Origin of the sequence: endosymbiont of Ridgeia piscesae (assembly GCF_001443665.1) — a bacterium.
Taxonomy (GTDB): Bacteria; Pseudomonadota; Gammaproteobacteria; order Chromatiales; family Chromatiaceae; genus Endoriftia; species Endoriftia persephonae.
Map to the genome: position 1 here is coordinate 22,450 of NZ_KQ557129.1, position 14,700 is coordinate 37,149.

Annotated in this window: 15 protein-coding genes and 1 pseudogene; 3 read left to right on the plus strand and 13 right to left on the minus strand. The window is 60.5% G+C overall.

The annotated features are described in order from the left end of the window. Positions 1–108 precede the first annotated feature (108 nt). The 8 genes and pseudogenes from Ga0074115_RS08630 to Ga0074115_RS08665 form a co-directional block, all read right to left on the minus strand. Positions 109–819 carry a hypothetical protein gene (locus tag Ga0074115_RS08630; RefSeq protein WP_057955820.1) on the minus strand — a complete coding sequence of 237 codons (711 nt, stop codon included), beginning with the start codon at positions 817–819 and terminating at the stop codon, positions 109–111. A gap of 36 nt (positions 820–855) precedes the next feature. Then, positions 856–1,278: pseudogene (locus tag Ga0074115_RS08635) on the minus strand (3TM-type holin). Positions 1,279–1,319: 41 nt separating this feature from the next. Further along, entirely contained in the window at positions 1,320–2,681 is a 1,362-nt protein-coding gene (locus Ga0074115_RS08640) for an N-acetylmuramidase domain-containing protein (RefSeq protein ID WP_057955821.1), read from the minus strand. 168 nt (positions 2,682–2,849) lie between these two features. After that, positions 2,850–4,067 carry a response regulator gene (locus tag Ga0074115_RS08645; protein ID WP_057955822.1) on the minus strand — a complete coding sequence of 406 codons (1,218 nt, stop codon included), beginning with the start codon at positions 4,065–4,067 and terminating at the stop codon, positions 2,850–2,852. A gap of 125 nt (positions 4,068–4,192) precedes the next feature. Next, complete coding sequence (locus Ga0074115_RS08650; RefSeq protein WP_082626789.1) at positions 4,193–6,592, minus strand: thioredoxin domain-containing protein; 2,400 nt, start codon at positions 6,590–6,592, stop codon at positions 4,193–4,195. Between the two features lie 4 nt (positions 6,593–6,596). Beyond that, positions 6,597–7,148, minus strand: a complete 552-nt coding sequence (locus Ga0074115_RS16260; protein WP_157292722.1) for a TlpA family protein disulfide reductase — start codon at positions 7,146–7,148, stop codon at positions 6,597–6,599. A gap of 12 nt (positions 7,149–7,160) precedes the next feature. Then, the gene (locus Ga0074115_RS08660) at positions 7,161–8,060 is read right to left on the minus strand and encodes a sulfurtransferase (protein ID WP_057955823.1); all 900 of its coding nucleotides are present in this window, start codon (positions 8,058–8,060) and stop codon (positions 7,161–7,163) included. A gap of 78 nt (positions 8,061–8,138) precedes the next feature. Next, positions 8,139–8,390, minus strand: a complete 252-nt coding sequence (locus Ga0074115_RS08665; RefSeq protein ID WP_060528423.1) for a DUF1289 domain-containing protein — start codon at positions 8,388–8,390, stop codon at positions 8,139–8,141. Positions 8,391–8,599: 209 nt separating this feature from the next. On the opposite strand from Ga0074115_RS08665, the gene Ga0074115_RS08670 reads away from it, so the two are divergent. From Ga0074115_RS08670 to Ga0074115_RS08680, 3 genes are read left to right on the plus strand one after another with little or no spacing between them, the layout of a single operon-like run. After that, on the plus strand, positions 8,600–9,007 hold the full coding sequence (locus tag Ga0074115_RS08670) for a tetratricopeptide repeat protein (protein WP_057955824.1): 408 nt from the start codon (positions 8,600–8,602) through the stop codon (positions 9,005–9,007). 9 nt (positions 9,008–9,016) lie between these two features. Further along, positions 9,017–10,684 (plus strand): AAA family ATPase, encoded by a 1,668-nt coding sequence (locus tag Ga0074115_RS08675; RefSeq protein WP_057955825.1) that lies wholly within the window; start codon positions 9,017–9,019, stop codon positions 10,682–10,684. A 1-nt stretch (position 10,685) separates the two neighbouring features. Continuing rightward, complete coding sequence (locus Ga0074115_RS08680) at positions 10,686–11,372, plus strand: general secretion pathway protein GspB (RefSeq protein WP_057955826.1); 687 nt, start codon at positions 10,686–10,688, stop codon at positions 11,370–11,372. A gap of 6 nt (positions 11,373–11,378) precedes the next feature. Here Ga0074115_RS08680 and ampD read toward each other — a convergent pair whose 3' ends face one another. The 5 genes from ampD to Ga0074115_RS08705 are packed head-to-tail and all read right to left on the minus strand — an operon-like array spanning position 11,379 to position 14,210. Next, positions 11,379–11,936, minus strand: a complete 558-nt coding sequence (gene ampD / locus Ga0074115_RS08685; protein WP_057955827.1) for a 1,6-anhydro-N-acetylmuramyl-L-alanine amidase AmpD — start codon at positions 11,934–11,936, stop codon at positions 11,379–11,381. A gap of 4 nt (positions 11,937–11,940) precedes the next feature. Then, entirely contained in the window at positions 11,941–12,348 is a 408-nt protein-coding gene (locus Ga0074115_RS08690; RefSeq protein ID WP_057955828.1) for a CBS domain-containing protein, read from the minus strand. Then, a complete protein-coding gene (locus Ga0074115_RS08695) occupies positions 12,345–12,695 on the minus strand; it encodes a P-II family nitrogen regulator (RefSeq protein WP_006474504.1) in 351 nt (116 codons plus the stop codon). Before Ga0074115_RS08695 ends, Ga0074115_RS08690 begins: the two co-directional genes overlap by 4 nt. 19 nt (positions 12,696–12,714) lie before the next feature. Continuing rightward, positions 12,715–13,479 (minus strand): DUF1538 domain-containing protein, encoded by a 765-nt coding sequence (locus tag Ga0074115_RS08700; protein WP_057955829.1) that lies wholly within the window; start codon positions 13,477–13,479, stop codon positions 12,715–12,717. Continuing rightward, positions 13,479–14,210, minus strand: coding sequence for a DUF1538 domain-containing protein (locus tag Ga0074115_RS08705; RefSeq protein WP_057955830.1), 732 nt, complete (start codon positions 14,208–14,210; stop codon positions 13,479–13,481). Before Ga0074115_RS08705 ends, Ga0074115_RS08700 begins: the two co-directional genes overlap by 1 nt. Positions 14,211–14,700: the final 490 nt, after the last annotated feature.

Consider the following 14,700-nt stretch of genomic DNA (forward strand, 5'->3'; position numbering starts at 1 on the left):
CGTGGATTCATCAACTGGCTGGGGTATGCCGGTTGGCGGGGAGGGTGAGGCTGTGTGACAGCGTCGCCTGGGTGAGTCTCCAGGTTCGCTGTCATGATGGTTCGATTGCTATTCAGTAGAGAAGAAAGGGCTTGGGCTGAGCTCAACCTTCCGACATTTCAGGCCAAGGCCGCGAAAACTGTCGTCCTGGGAGTAGATCTGCAGGCCGGTGGCAATATAGCCGTTGGGGCAGCCTACATATTGATGCCATTTTCTGCAGTTGGTGTGTTGCGCCTTCTCTGCTGCGGCATTGATGCTGCGCACCAGCGGTGGGCTGGTGGGGAGCGTGGCGGCATAGAGCGCAATCCCCTTCAAGCGGTTTTTGCGGCTCTGTTTTTTGTTGGTGGTGCAGACACTGATGCCGCGTACATACTGGCCGGCGGGTAGGCTGACCACTTTTTTGTTACCCGCGCGGCCGGTGCAGATGTTCTTTGACTTAGGCGAAGGCTGCTTTTTTACGCTGGCCCTGTTCAGCGCCCGCGGGGTGGCTTTGATGTCGCAGGGTTTGTCGTGATTCTCTTGCCAGCTGACGTCGGTAATGCCGGCATGGGAGTGACGAAGTCGTGTCTCTTCCGAGCCATAGTCTCCGCTGGGTAGCGAGAGTGGCTCTTCATAGCTGAACTCCCCTACGTTGAGGCGTGTGAGTGTACCGGAATAGCCTGAGATCTTGCTGGGTATGTTGGTGTTGCTGAGCGTGAAATAGGTCTGGTCGGCATAGACCGTAGACCAGGCAGTAAATGCCATGAGGCTTGCGGTGATGATGTGGGTTATTGCCTTCACTATTTTTCCCTGCTCTAGTAAGCGAGGTGAGGCTGCTCAGCCCTTGGCTTCGTCGCTGTGTTTGGCGCGGGCGCCCATCACCTGATAGGTGATCTTCTCCGCCGAGCGCCCCGCCACATAGCCGCCCAGGCCGATCTGCAGCAGCGTCCAGGCTTCATCCGCCAATGGGTTGGCGAGCCAGCCGAAGCTGTCGAATACTACCAGTGCGAGAAAGGTCAACATGGTGACCGGCCGCCAGCTGCGCTGCAGTCAGGACTGTCCGGTCGCCTCCGCCTTGATGATCGAGGCCTGGCTCTCCATCAGCTTGGTTTCGTAGTCGAGTACCTTGCCGAGGAACTCGTTTTCGATCTGCTTGACCTGACGCTGCATCTCCATCTTCTCTTCTTCGCTGGTGTGCAGTTCATCGATCAGTTTGGTGGCCGGTTCGAAAATAGTGCTGATAAAAGAGAGCACACTCATATCCATCTCCTCAGGTGTTGTTGTTCTGTGGTGGGTTGGTGTTATCTGGACGCTATCTGCTTGAAGGTGTCGTAGTGCTGTTTGATCCAGCTGCCGTATTTCTGTTTCTGGCCGCTGCCGTTGTAGAGCCCGGCAAAGCTGCTGAAGTCCTGGCGCTGTAATCTCTGCACCATGGTGCGGGAGAAGAAGTCGAAAAAGCCGCGGATCTGGGCTTCGATGTCGTTGCTGAAGGCGTCGAACATCGCCTCTGCCGAGGGGTAGCCGATCTGCTCGTGGTGGAAGCCCATGATCTGTGGTGCGCCCATGCTGATCGATTTCAGGGCTGCTTCGTTGTCGATACTGCGGGCAAACTCCAGCACCTCCCACTCGGCGCGCTGGCTGCCGTGAAACTTGTGCCACTCTTCGCCCTGTGTGGCTCGCCACTGGTGCCTCTTCCAAGTCTGGCCCGTCTTGTAGCGGAAGTGGTTGAGAAAGTCATCGGCATGCTGTCGCCCCCAGAACTTCCAGAGTTTGTGGTTCTCGAAGCGGATGATCATGCGCCCCCGGTTGCTCTCTTCAAAGCCTTTGCCGGAACTCTCCACGCAGAGCACCGCCACCGCGCAGGCCACGTCGAGCTGTTTTTCGTCACTCAGTCGGGATAACAGGCCGCCGTAGCGGTTCCAGGTGGTTGCTACCTTGCGCGCCTGTGAGCTGCCGCTGATGGGTAGACGTTGCAGGGGCGGGAGTTGGGAGGCCTCATCAGCTGGTTGCGCTGGTGCCAGTGAGATGTCCTCCTCTTCCTCCTCATCCTCGGCGATTGGACCGGTCAGCAGCTCCGCCTCCTGCAGGGTCTGGATGTAGGTTGCGGCGACATAGCCACGGCCATTGCCGAAGGGGATCTCGAACCAGTCGCCAAGGCGGCTCTCGATCACCACCCGGCTGCCTGCGGCCAACTGGCCGAGGCTGCTGGCCTGACGTGAGGGCTGACTGCGGACGTGCAGCAGATTCGCATCGACCACGCCCTGCTGGGGCGCCTCGCGCGGGTGCAAATCGACATATTCGCGGGCGACATAGGCGTTGCCCTGATTGAACTCGATCTCCAGCCAGCCCTCCAGCTGGGCGAGCAGCTCGACCCGGCTGCCCGCCGTCAGGGTGCCGAGTATGGCGCTGTTGCTGTCAGGCTGCTGGCGCACGTTGAGCAGATTGGCGGTGACACGGCCGATGAGGCGCGGCGGTTGCTCGACCAGATCGACATAATCGGCATGTAAAAATGCTGGTTGGCCCTGGTAGAGGACCTCGAACCAGCCCGACCGTTCGCCGGTGATGTCGATCAGAGTGCCCAGGGAGTACTCGCCCAGCTTTCTCCCCTGCTGGCTGGGTTGGGCGCGGATATTCAGCCGAGAAGCGGTAATGGTGCCGATCATGGAGCGCTCCTTTGGTGTGGCCCGGCGAGCGGGTGATCCTAGCGGATAGGATTGCGGGCGGAGTGGCCGATCGTTGCGGTGAGGCTGGGTGCAGCGGACCCTTCGTGATGTTTTTGTTCTTTATTGAATAGCCAAGAGGCGGCTATCTTGCAAGTCTTGGAGACGCGTCTAAAACAGCTCGATGTCCGAATCATCCTCCGACTGCTCGGTCGATTCGGATGCCTGGCTGCTGATGAACGCCTGCACCAGGCTCTCTTGGTTGCTGATGACGCTCTTCAGATTGTGGTTGATAGTGTAGAAGACTTCGCTGATCTCTTGCCCGGCATCCATCTGCTGCATCGCCTCTTCGATGGCGCTGTCGATGCGGTGGAGCAGATACTCCTCCTGATCCTCCTCCAGCCCCATGCGCATCATGTCGTAGCTGATGTCGTGGACCAGATCCTGCAGCAGCTTGTTGCTGTGGTCGCGGTTGACCAGGATAGTTTTGGCCAGGTGATAGAGGCTGCCGCGGATCTGGCTGAATGAGCGTAGCAGTTCATGGTTTTGCTGAGTCAGCGCCGCCTGGGTGGCGAGTACATTGATCTTGGTGTTGACCGCCGAGAGCAGGATCGGGAACAGATCTTTCAAACGCCCGTAGCGATCCATATCCTCCAGCGGCATGTTTTTGACGAGCAGGCTGGCCTGAGGGAAGTTGATGATGGTGCGGGCGCCGAAATCGAAAAAGCGACTCTCCTTGTCGTTCATCTCGATCAGTTCTTTTTCCAGCGGACTGATGCTGCCCTGGGAGGAGAACCAGTGCAGCTCATCATTGGCGCTGATCAGCAGTACGCACTCCAGTGAGAAACGAGTGGTGGTGTTGAACAGCCCTTGGGCGATCTCATCGAAGTTGGAGTAGCTGAGGCTCTTCTCCAGAAAATGCATTGCCTGAGCCAGTTCGCTGGTGCCGGTGATGGCGATGATGGCGGTCTGTTGTGCCTGCTGGTAACGTTGGCTCAGTTCTTTGCGTTCGGCGCCGTAGCGCATCAGCACATTGATGCGGGCCAGCAGGTGTTCTGCCTCGAAGGGTTTGACCAGATAGTCATCAGCGCCGACTTCGTAGCCTTGCAGGCGTTCCCTGAGCGTGCCGTGGGAGGAGAGGAAGACCACAGGGATATCCTGGGTCTCCGGTAGACTGCGCAGTCGGTCGCAGACCTCATAGCCGTTGATGCCCGGCATCTCCACATCGAGCAGGATGAGATCCGGCTGCCCTTGTTGGGCGATCGCGATGCCCGACTCGCCATCATCCGCCGCTCTGGTCGACAGCCCGCTTGCCGACAGGGTCTTGCTGATCAGTTTCTGGACGAATCTGTCGTCGTCGATGATGAGGACATTGATCTTGTCTGACATGCTTGTCTTTCTTCGGCAAATAAGGGGGCCGGATCCGGTTTGAAGCACCTCGCTCTGTAGATGGGTAGCGGTTGATCCGCCCAAGACTTGACCTGACCGTGCCCCTTGAGTCGGGGCGAACTAGATCAGCGCATAATCGGCTGCAGCTGGATGGTTTCCGGCGGCAGACAGACCTCGTCGCTGCAGGCCTGCAGCTGAAGCTCCAGATCCAATAGCGTTGCACCGCCGTTCCCCGGCGTACGCTTGTGCTCCAGCGTCGCCTGGAGTTGGATATTGCCTTCATAGACCAGCAGAGGGTCGCGCTGGAAGGCGAGTTTTTGCTGCACTGGCGAGGGATAGGTGACCGGGGTCATGCGCCACTCGCGCTGGTTGTTGGCCAGGCGCAGCTCAGTGGGGATCAGTGACTCGCCGAGGGGTTGGTGGGCATTGATATGCCAGCCTTCGGGGATCTGGATAGCCAGCTCGAGCAGCTGTTTGTTGTCACTCATGGGTTTGAGCCCAGCCTCAAGGCGGATGCCGCCGAGGGCAGCGTAGCCGCGATGGGTGCGTTCGCCCTGGTTGAGATTGTCGACCGCGCTGAGCATGTAAGTGTAGCCGTTGGGTTGCCGTTCGATGTTGGTGGCGAAGTAGGCGATCAGGCTCTCTGCGGCGGTTTTATAATCTAGGTGGCCGCTGCGTAGCCAGAGCCGCTGCAGCAGATGCAGTGCCACCGAACTGCCAGAGGCGATGGCGTTGTCGGAGCCGCCGTCGCGCGGTCGGCCCATGGCGTTAAAATGGTTTTCCCCTGCCTCGCTCATGTAGAAACCACCATCCTTCTCCTGAAAGCGGGCGAGCATCGCATCGGCCAGCTCGCGGCTTCGGCTCAGCCATTTTGGGTCGCCGGTCAGGTCGTAGAGATAGCTCAGTCCCTCGCCGAGGTAGGCGTAGTCCTCCTGGTTGGCGGAGATGGAGGATTTGCCGTCGAGATGGACCCGCCAGAGCTGGCCGGCGCCTTTGCGATTGTGCTGCCAGAGGAATTCGGCGGCCCGTTCGGCGGCCTGGCGGTAGCTGTCTGAATCGAGCAGATCGGCGGCCTGGGCGAAGGCAGTGATCATCATGCCGTTCCAGGCGGTGACGATTTTGTCATCGCGTAGCGGGTGCTCGCGCTGTTCGCGGATCTGTCTCAGCACCTGATTGATATGGTCGATGCGCTGGTGTAGCGCTTCGAGGTTCATCGACTTGGTCTCGGCGTACTCCTCCAAGCTCTGTGGTAGATGCAGGATGTTGCGTCCCTCGAAGTTGCCGCGCTCGCTGATGGCGTAGAGTTCGATCGCCAAGCCAGCATCGCGGGGCTCCAGGGCATCGCGGATCTCCGCCGGGATCCAGGTGAAAAACAGCCCCTCCTCGCCGGCGCTGTCGGCATCCGTAGCAGAATAGAAACCACCGCTGGGGGCGGTCATCTCGCGCAGCACATAGTCGAGGGTCTGGGTCACCACCCGGCGATATTGCTCTTTGCCGGTGAGGCGCCAGGCGAGCAGATAGATCCGCGCCAGCTGCGCCTGGTTGTAGAGCATCTTCTCGAAGTGGGGCACCAGCCATTCGTTGTCGGTGGAGTAGCGGTGAAAGCCGCCGCCGGCCTGGTCATAGATGCCGCCGCGGGCCATCGCATCGAGGGTGACCTCGAGCGCCTGCAGCGCCTCTGGATGAGGCTGGCGCTGCAGCTGGTCGAGCAGCAGGAAGAGCCAGGGTTCATGGGGGAATTTGGGGGCCTGGCTGAAGCCGCCTTGCAGCTCGTCGAAACTGCGCAGCATTTGCGCCACCGCCTTGTCGGCGGCCTGGGAGTCGAGTGCCTTGGCCTTGCCGCGCTGGCTGTTGGCTGCCTCGACTGCCTTGGCGACCCGCTCGGCCTGCTGGCGGGCATCTTCGGGGCGCTCTTCCCAAATGGCCTGGATCTGCTGCAGGACGCTGGCAAACTGCTGCGGCGGGAAGTAGGTGCCGCCGAAGAAGGGTTTGCCATCGGGGGTCAGCAGGCTCGACATCGGCCAGCCGCCGGAGCCGGTCATCAGCATCACCGCGGTCATGTAGGTCTCGTCGATATCGGGGTGGCTTTCGCGATCCACTTTGATGGCGACGAAGTGCTTGTTGAGGAAGCGGGCGATCGACTCATTCTCGAAGCTCTCCCGCTCCATCACATGGCACCAGTGGCAGGTGGAGTAGCCGATGGAGAGGAAGATTGGTTTGTTCTCCCGCTTCGCCTTGGCGAAGGCTGCCTCGCCCCAGGGGTACCAGTCGACCGGGTTGTGGGCGTGTTGCAACAGGTAGGGGGAGTCTTCGAGGATCAGGCGGTTGAGGTAGCGTGGCTTGCCGTCCGCTTCGAGGTGTTCTGTGCGTGGGTGGTAGCCGACCCCCTTGGCGAGGTAGGCGGCTTCGAGTTGTTGTTGGATCTGCATCGGGCGTGTCACCTGGTAGTGGGGTGGGCGCCCCTCCGCGCCGAACGCCTGCCAGGAGAGGGTGAGCAGTAGTGCGGCGAGGAGTCTGGTATGCATCGGTTTAGGCCCCCAGTTCTGCCAGCAGTCTATCGATCAACTGCTCGCCCATCACCGGACTAAAACTGCCGAATTTCTGCAGTCGTACGATGCCCTGCCGGTCGATGATCGCCATCTCCGGGGTGCCGCGGGTCTGGAATCGCTTCATGGTCTCGGGGATCTCCTTGCCGGGTTGGTGGTGGTCGATGCCGATCAGATGGTGGATCTCTTTCTCTTTGAGATAGCGGCGTAGGCGCTCTGGGGTTTGGTAGTTGTGGCCCTCAAACACGGTGTGGATGCCGATCAGTATCAGCTTGCCCTGTTGTTCGATCTGGTGCCGGTACTTCTCTTCCCAGCGCCGCATCAGCGGCCCAGAGAAGCTGTTGCAGCCGGGGCACCAGAGCTGGAAGAAGTCGATCACCACCACCTTGCCGCGTAGCTCAGCCAGGCTGGTGCCCTCGCCGTTGATCCACTCGCTGATCCGCCATTCAGGGGCGGGCTTGCCACTGCCAAGGGCGCTGCTGGCCATAATTAAAAACAGCAGGCCGAGCAGCGGGGGGAGGGGGCGCTGCCGCATCGCACGCCACCTTTAGAAGTCGAGCTGGACTTTCTGTTCCATCGGCAGGTTGGCATCTTTGGCCCATTCGGCGGTGGAACCGTCGTAGAGCTGGGCTTCTTCGTTGCCTAGCAGTTCATGGGAGACGAACCAGCCCAGTGCGGCGCGGTGTCCGGTGTGGCAGTAGTTGATCTGTTTGCCCTGCAGCGACACACCGGCGGCGGCGTAGATCTTCTTCAAGTTGTCGAGGCTCTGGAACTGGCCGCCGCCGTTGACGGTGAGCCAGTCGTAGGCGAGATGCACGGCATGCGGCAGGCTGCCCGGGCGCTCTTTGTCGCCGCCCCGGTAGATGCCGAGATACTCGGCGCGGCTGCGATTGTCTACCGCCAGCGCACCATTTTCCAGGGCCGTCTTGACGGTCTGGCTATCAGGCCGGAACGCTGCGCGCAATTTTGCTTTGAATGCCTTTGGCTTGGGCTGGTTGAGCCCCTTCTGCAGTGGATAGACGCGCTTGTTGGCATAGTTGATCAGGCCGCCGTCGAGGATCGAGACTTGGTCGTGGCCGAGCGTCTTGAAGGTCCAGTAGATGCGGGTGGCACTGGCCATGTCGCCGGCCCCGGAGCCCATCACCACCAGCACCACCTGGCTGTCGTTGTCGATGCCGAGGCTGCCGATCAGCTGCTCCAGCCGGGCTGGTGGCGTCATCAGCTGGGGTGTGCCTTTGGGGGATGTCTGACGCCAGTCGCCATAGTTGCTATTGACCGCGCCGGGTACGTGGTAGCGCTGGTAGCTGTTGCGGTCCTGCAGGTCGAGCACCACCAGGTTTTCATCCTTGAGGTGGGCATTGAGCCATTCGGCATCTACCAAGGGGGTGGCGAACAGCGGTGTGAGGGTGAACGCAAGCAGCAGGCCGGTCAGCAGTCGGATTTTCATTGGTGTTTTTTTCTTCTGGGTTGGAGGGGGTGAGGGTGAGACATCGAGGGGAACCAGCAGGTTCCCCTCGGATCGGACTCAGGAGCTGATGCTGATACCGCCGATGCTGCTGGCGTTCATCTGCATCATGCGATGTTTGCCGGCGGCTTTTTGCGCCACGGCCATCAGGAACTCATCGACGTTTTCGTACTCCATCTTGTTGGCGAATTCCAGCAGTGTATCGACCAGCTGGCCGGTGGCCGCGATCTCCTCGTGGCTGCGGCCACAGCCCTGGCAGTGGGTGCCGTCCTGGGTGCAGTTGTTGCCGCCTTGGCAGGGATTGAATTTCATGGAAGCCTCCGGTGTCGTGGGAAAGTGAGGCGCTATTCTGACAGCCGAGGCGAGTGGGATAAACACCCTGCAAGCGGTAGGTAGGGAGGGGCAGCTTTTCTTGCATCGCATTGAAAAGCAGCGAATATCCTTATACCGTGCAGCGCACACGGGGGCGCTGTTGGGCCGCCTGTGTGACATAATAGACTCAAAATCTGAAGGGGTTTGTGATGCTCAAGCGAACAGCGGTATTTCTGATGTTGTTGGTCCTGGTGCCACTGGGGGCGGTGGCAGAGCAGGATGCCTTTGGTGAAGCGGAGGCGGCGTTGTTGGCTGGGGATTATGATAAGGCGTTCAGGAAGTATCTGCGGCTGGCGCGAGACGGCAGCCCCAAGGCCCAGTATGAGCTGGGGCTGCTCTATCTGCATGGCAAGGGCGTCCGCAAGAAGGTCGACCGCGGGGTGGAATGGCTCAAGGAGGCGGCCAACAATGGCTCCTACCTGGCGGCCAATGAACTGGGCAATATGTATATCTCTGGAAAGGATGTGCTGCGGGACGAAAAGCAGGCGATCCACTGGCTGCAGCAGGCCGAGAAGATCAATGAATCGACCAATGAGGCCGATGTCGAGTGCGAGTAATTTGCTGATATGAAATTCAGCGACTTCGGTTTCAAGGAGAACCCCTTTTCCATCACTCCCGATCCCCGCTACCTGTTTCTCAGTCGCGGCCATGAGGAGAGCCTTGCCCACTTAATCTATGGGGTCGGGCCCAATGGCGGTTTCGTTCAGCTCACCGGCGAGGTGGGTACCGGCAAGACAATGCTGGTACGCAGCCTGCTGGAGCAGCATCTTGAGAATGTCGAATTCGCTCTGATTTTTAATCCAAAACTCTCCCGTCGGGCGTTTCTCGCGGCGATCTGCGACGAGCTGGGGATCAGCTACACGGGGCCGCCCTACTCGCTGAAGCAGCTGATAGACAACCTGACCCGACATCTACTCGAGGCCCATACCGCCGGGCGCAACACCGTGCTGGTGGTGGATGAGGCGCAGAATCTCAGCCCGCGGGTGCTGGAGACGGTGCGCATGCTGACCAATCTGGAGACTGCGCGCCACAAGCTGCTGCGGATCATCCTGGTGGGTCAGCCCGAGCTACAGCAGATGCTGGAGCAGCGGGAGTTGCGCCAGGTCGCCCAGCGCATCACTGCGCGTTTCCACCTCTCGCCCCTGAGCCGCAAAGAGACCTCCGACTATATCCGCCACCGGCTTGAGGTGGCTGGTGTTAGCGAGCATCTGTTTACCACGGCGGGGATGTGGCTGACCTACTCGCTCTCGGGCGGCGTGCCGCGCATCATCAATACGATCTGTGAACGAGCCCTGCTGGCGATCTTCGCCACCGATGCGCGCCGCGCCGGCGTGCGGCTGGTGTGGCGGGCGGCGAAAGAGATCAGGGGACGGAAACGTAGGGGGCGGTGGTCGAAGGTGTGGATGCTTGGCTTGCTGCTGGGTGTAGTTGGTGGCGCCAGCTGGTGGTTGGCGCCGCTGATCGGTCCACTGAAATTGGAGTCGCAGCAGCTGCATGTCGTCCCGGAGCTGCCGGTATCAGTAGAAACGACGGAGAGCGGGGAGCAACCACAGCATAAGGCCGGGCAGCTGGATTCCAGGGCAGAGGGGGATGGTTCGGAAGCGTCGCTGAGTGAACACATCAGTCAAACTGATGATGGTGAGTGGGCGGCGCATGCGCGGCTGTTTGCGCTCTGGGGCTTCTCTCTGACTGATGACCTCGCCCTGCTGCCTTGTGAGTATGCAAAGGAGCTGGGGCTGCGCTGCCTTACCGATGTGGCGGGATGGGAGGATCTGGAGCGGCTGAATCGTCCAGCGCTTTTGTACCTCAATGTGGCGGGAGAGAAGCGTTATCTGCTGCTGAAGGCGTTGCATGGAGAGCAGGCGATCGTTGATTATGGTGCTGGGGAGAGAGCGGTATTGCGGAGTGAGATCGCACCGCTTTGGCGGGGCGAATTCACCATGTTGTGGCGCCCTCATGCTGGTGAGGCGTTGATTGGCCCGGGTAGCGATGGGCCGCTGGTGACTTGGTTGCGGCGGCGTCTGGCGATGTCAAACGGGATTAAATTGAGTGCCGATGGAGTGTCGCAGCAGTTTGATGAAAAACTTGGGGTGCAGCTGCGGGAGTACCAGCTGCGAACAGGCCTGAAGCCCGACGGGGTGGCTGGACAGAAGACCCAGATTCAACTCAACAATCTGCAGCTGATGGTGGGAACGCCGACGCTGACAGGCGTGAGCTTGGTGGAAGGGGAGTAGCATGTCGCTGATTCTGGATGCGCTGAAGAAAGCGGAACGCCAGCACCGTTTGGGAGAGGTGCCGCGTCTGGGCGGACGTGTGCACCGCATTGATCCTGGGGTTGGGCGTGGGCTGATCTATGCGCTGCTGTTTCTGGTGGCGTTCGGCATGTTGGCGCTGGGGCTCTATCTCGGTGACAGCGAGCCTTTGGAGCCTACGCCCTATGAGACTGCGTCCGGCAGTGAATGGCAGCCGTCTGCCGCGGACCCGCAGCAGAGGCCGCCTGCGTTGCGCTCCATGCCGCCGTCAGACGGACCTGCCGTTGCCCAGCCAACACCGCCGATTGCAGCGGTGCCGGAGATTCAGCCAGCGCAGCCAGCCAGCGCTGTGGCAGCGGAAGAGGCGCCGGCGTCGGTTGCTTCAGGCGAGCCGTTGGGCAGCCCGCCGGCAGTGGCCTCCAAACCTCGGCCGAGACCCAAACAGCTGAGTGAGTTGTCAGCCGGCTTTACGCAGAACCTGCCGGAGCTGAATATCGACATCCACTTCTTCGATGAGCAGGCAGCACGACGTTATGTGTTGATCAATCTACAGAAGTACCGCGAAGGCGACTATCTCAGCGAAGGTCCGCTGCTCGACGAGATCCTCACCGATGGGGTGGTGCTGGAGTATCTGGGAGAGCGGTTTGTGTTGCCGATCGGCAACCAGTAGCCGGCGCTACTGGTCGAGCATTCGCCGGTAGCGTGACCAGTCGAAGGCCGGGCCTGGGTCACTCTTGCGCTCTGGGGCGATGTCGGCGTGGCCGGTAATCCGCTCCGGGGTAATGGCCGGGTAGTGCTGCATGATCTCCCGGCTGGCGCGTGCCAGGCTGGTGTACTGTGGGTCGCTGTAGGGAATCTGGTCAGTGCCCTCCAGTTCGATGCCGATGGAGAAGTCGTTGCAGCGTTCGCGCCCATCGAAGCAGGAAACGCCGGCGTGCCAGGCGCGTCGCTGCAGCGGCACATACTGCACCAGTTCGCCATCGCGGCGAATCAGCAGGTGGCTGGAGACCCGCAGCGCGGTGATCTCCGCGAAGAAGGGGTGGGCCGCTGCCGGCAACTGGTTGCTGAAGAGGGCGTCGATCCAGGGGCCGCCGAACTCACCGGGGGGCAGGCTGATGTTGTGGATCACCAGCAGGTCGATGATGCAGTCTTCCGGGCGTGCATCCTGGTTTGGTGAGGGGCAGTGCCGTGCCCAGTCGATCCAGTCGTCGCCGTTCTGCTCCAGATCAAGCACCGCCTCAGTTGCTCTTCTTCAGCCCTTTCAGCACCATGTCGGTGAAGCTGACGATGCCGACGATCTCGCCATGCTGCTCCACCACTGGCGCGCGCGACAGGTCGAAGCGGGCAAACAGGCGCGCGCAGTAGCGGATGTCCATCTCCGGCGAGACGGTGAGCACCGGCTTGCTCATGATTTCATAGATGTTGACCCGTTCTGGGGCGCGATCCTTCGCCAGCACCTCTCTGGCGATGTCCGACAGCATCACCATGCCGTACTCGTCGTTTTCGTGGCGTTTTTTTACCAACAGACACTTGGTTTCCACGTGGATCATGGTCTGCAGGGCGGACTTTACGGTATCCATGCCGTCGACCAGATCAAAATGGGTCTTCATCACATCCTGGATGCGGGTGATTTGTTTGTTGTTCATATCTCCTCCTCGATGACCTGGGCCAGAGTCTGGATCTGGTGACTGACGCCGACGGCGTCCTCGATGTTGAGCTGGAAGGCGATGCCGGTGCCGGGGCGCTCGTCGAAGTGGCCGGCCTCGGCGATCCGCTCCAGGATGGTGCGGCTGAGGTGCTCCTCCACCATCAGCAGTACCATGTCGCGCTGGGTCTCCAGGGTAAGACCGAAGAAGGTCTTAGCCTGCTTCACGCCCTCACCGCGGGCCTGATTGATGACGGTGGAGCCGGTGGCGCCTGCTTTGCGTGCTGCCTCCAGTACGGCGTTGGTCTCGCTGTCTTCCACCAGAGCAATGATGAGTTTGAATCGCATCTCTATTTTCCTGGACGAGTTATCCGTGTTTGCGTTTGCCCCACCACTCGCTGAGCTGGGCATAGGCCATCACCGACATGATCGGGAATAGGCTGGCGAAGGCGATCAGGCCGAAGCCGTCGAGCAGCGGACTGCGGCCGGGGATGCTGCTCGATAGACCCAGCCCCAGCGCCGCTACCAGCGGTACTGTCACCGTCGAGGTGGTGACGCCCCCGGAGTCGTAGGCGAGGGCGATGATGCTGCGTGGTGCATACAGGGTCTGGCCGATGACCACGATATAGCCGCTGATGATGTACCAGTGTAGCGGGGTGCCGCTGACGATACGGTAGCTGCCAAGCGCGATGCCTGCCGCCACCCCAATCGCTACCGCGATGCGCAGCCCCCACTCGCTGATGGCGCCGCCAGAGACCTGGTTCGCCTTGATCGCGACGGCGATCAGTGAGGGTTCGGCGATGGTGGTGGAGAAACCGATGGCGGCGGCGAAGAGATAGACCCAGAGATAGTGATGCCAATTGATCTGGCCGTCCTCGTCGAGGCCAAGGAAGACCGGATCGGTCAGCTGAACGGCCATCAGTCTGCCGAGTGGGAACAGAGCCAGGTCGAGGCCCTCGAGGAATAGTGCCAGCCCCAGCAGCACCAGCATGAACCCCATCAAGACCTGCTTTGCGTTGAACAGCGGGCGGCGCAGCACCAGGAACTGGAAGCCAAACAGGATGGCGGCGATCGGCAGCACGTCGACCACTGTGCCGAGCAGGGTCTGCAGCAGATGGAGCAGCATCTCCATCAGAGTAGCATCCCGTAACCCATGACGAAAATCATCGGCGTCAGTGAGGCGAAGGCGATCAGGCCGAAGCCGTCGGTCATCGGGTTACGTCCCTGGATGCTGGAGGCGAGTCCCACTCCCAGCGCGGTCACCAGCGGTACAGTGATGGTGGAGGTGGTGACGCCGCCTGAGTCGTAGGCGATGCCGATGATCTCCTTGGGGGCGAAGGCGGTCATGATGACAACACCGAGATAGCCACCGATGATCAGGTACTGCACCGGCCAGCCCTTGATAATGCGCAACACGCCAAGCATGATGGCAATGCCCACTGAGAGCGCCACGGTGTAGCGCAGGCCGCCGGCGTAGTCGGCTTTGGCTGCCTCCTCATTGACGATCATGCCGCCCCCCGCGGCGACCTCGGCGGCCTCCTGGGCGATCTTAATCAGGGCGGGCTCGGCCACCGTGGTGCCAAAGCCGAGGGCAAAGGCGAACAGCAGTAGCCACAGCAGGCTGCCCTTGCGGGCGAAGTCCCACGCCATCGCTTCGCCGAGCGGAAACAGCCCGATCTTCAGTCCGTGGATGAACAGGCTGAGCCCCAACACTACCAGCAGGGTGCCGCCAAGCAGGCTGCCCAGGTTGGGGATTGGCTGCTGCAGCACTACCATCTGGAAAAAGGCGATCACCAGAACAATCGGTGCCAGATCCCTGGCGCTGTCGAGTAGTGAGGCGACGAGTAGTCGGATGGTCTGCATGTGTGGGGCGTCTGGCAAATGTTGGCAAAACCATACCCCAGGGGAGGGGCGCATGTTAACCTTGTTTGGGTATTGTTGGTGCGGCAGGCGCCCATGATTCGTTCAGAGGCTCCTTAGTCAGGCTGTTCCGGGAAGGCTCTAGTGTCAATGGCAGGCGTGATGGTTACGAGGAAGCCTCGGGCTGGCTTCTCTGAGATGCGATCTTGGCCACAATATCAACTACGATTTGTGTTGCTGGAGGCCAGTTATCGGGGGAGCGGCTTAAGTGATCCGCTGAATGGGCGATAGTAAGTAGTAGGTACAGCATTGAATGCCCTACGGCAAAATGCTAATTTTGTGCGAACTGACGACAGGATCAGGGAGCTTGCTGGCCTGGCTTCAATTATCTGTGAGGCCAATCGCAGTCACACCACAACAGTTGGATTAGTATTCCCGAAAGTGTCTAAGCAACGGATATGGTAGGCCTTTTTAGTTGATCCAAGTAGCTGAG

What these genes read in the sequence shown, in the direction of transcription:
- Ga0074115_RS08640 (WP_057955821.1), bottom strand. Translation starts at nt 2,681, where the DNA reads ATGATCGGCACCATTACCGCTTCTCGGCTGAATATCCGCGCCCAACCC.
- Ga0074115_RS08645 (WP_057955822.1), bottom strand. Translation starts at nt 4,067, where the DNA reads ATGTCAGACAAGATCAATGTCCTCATCATCGACGACGACAGATTCGTC.
- Ga0074115_RS08650 (WP_082626789.1), bottom strand. Translation starts at nt 6,592, where the DNA reads ATGCATACCAGACTCCTCGCCGCACTACTGCTCACCCTCTCCTGGCAG.
- Ga0074115_RS16260 (WP_157292722.1), bottom strand. Translation starts at nt 7,148, where the DNA reads ATGCGGCAGCGCCCCCTCCCCCCGCTGCTCGGCCTGCTGTTTTTAATT.
- Ga0074115_RS08660 (WP_057955823.1), bottom strand. Translation starts at nt 8,060, where the DNA reads ATGAAAATCCGACTGCTGACCGGCCTGCTGCTTGCGTTCACCCTCACA.
- Ga0074115_RS08665 (WP_060528423.1), bottom strand. Translation starts at nt 8,390, where the DNA reads ATGAAATTCAATCCCTGCCAAGGCGGCAACAACTGCACCCAGGACGGC.
- Ga0074115_RS08670 (WP_057955824.1), top strand. Translation starts at nt 8,600, where the DNA reads ATGCTCAAGCGAACAGCGGTATTTCTGATGTTGTTGGTCCTGGTGCCA.
- Ga0074115_RS08675 (WP_057955825.1), top strand. Translation starts at nt 9,017, where the DNA reads ATGAAATTCAGCGACTTCGGTTTCAAGGAGAACCCCTTTTCCATCACT.
- Ga0074115_RS08680 (WP_057955826.1), top strand. Translation starts at nt 10,686, where the DNA reads ATGTCGCTGATTCTGGATGCGCTGAAGAAAGCGGAACGCCAGCACCGT.
- Ga0074115_RS08690 (WP_057955828.1), bottom strand. Translation starts at nt 12,348, where the DNA reads ATGAACAACAAACAAATCACCCGCATCCAGGATGTGATGAAGACCCAT.
- Ga0074115_RS08695 (WP_006474504.1), bottom strand. Translation starts at nt 12,695, where the DNA reads ATGCGATTCAAACTCATCATTGCTCTGGTGGAAGACAGCGAGACCAAC.
- Ga0074115_RS08700 (WP_057955829.1), bottom strand. Translation starts at nt 13,479, where the DNA reads ATGGAGATGCTGCTCCATCTGCTGCAGACCCTGCTCGGCACAGTGGTC.
- Ga0074115_RS08705 (WP_057955830.1), bottom strand. Translation starts at nt 14,210, where the DNA reads ATGCAGACCATCCGACTACTCGTCGCCTCACTACTCGACAGCGCCAGG.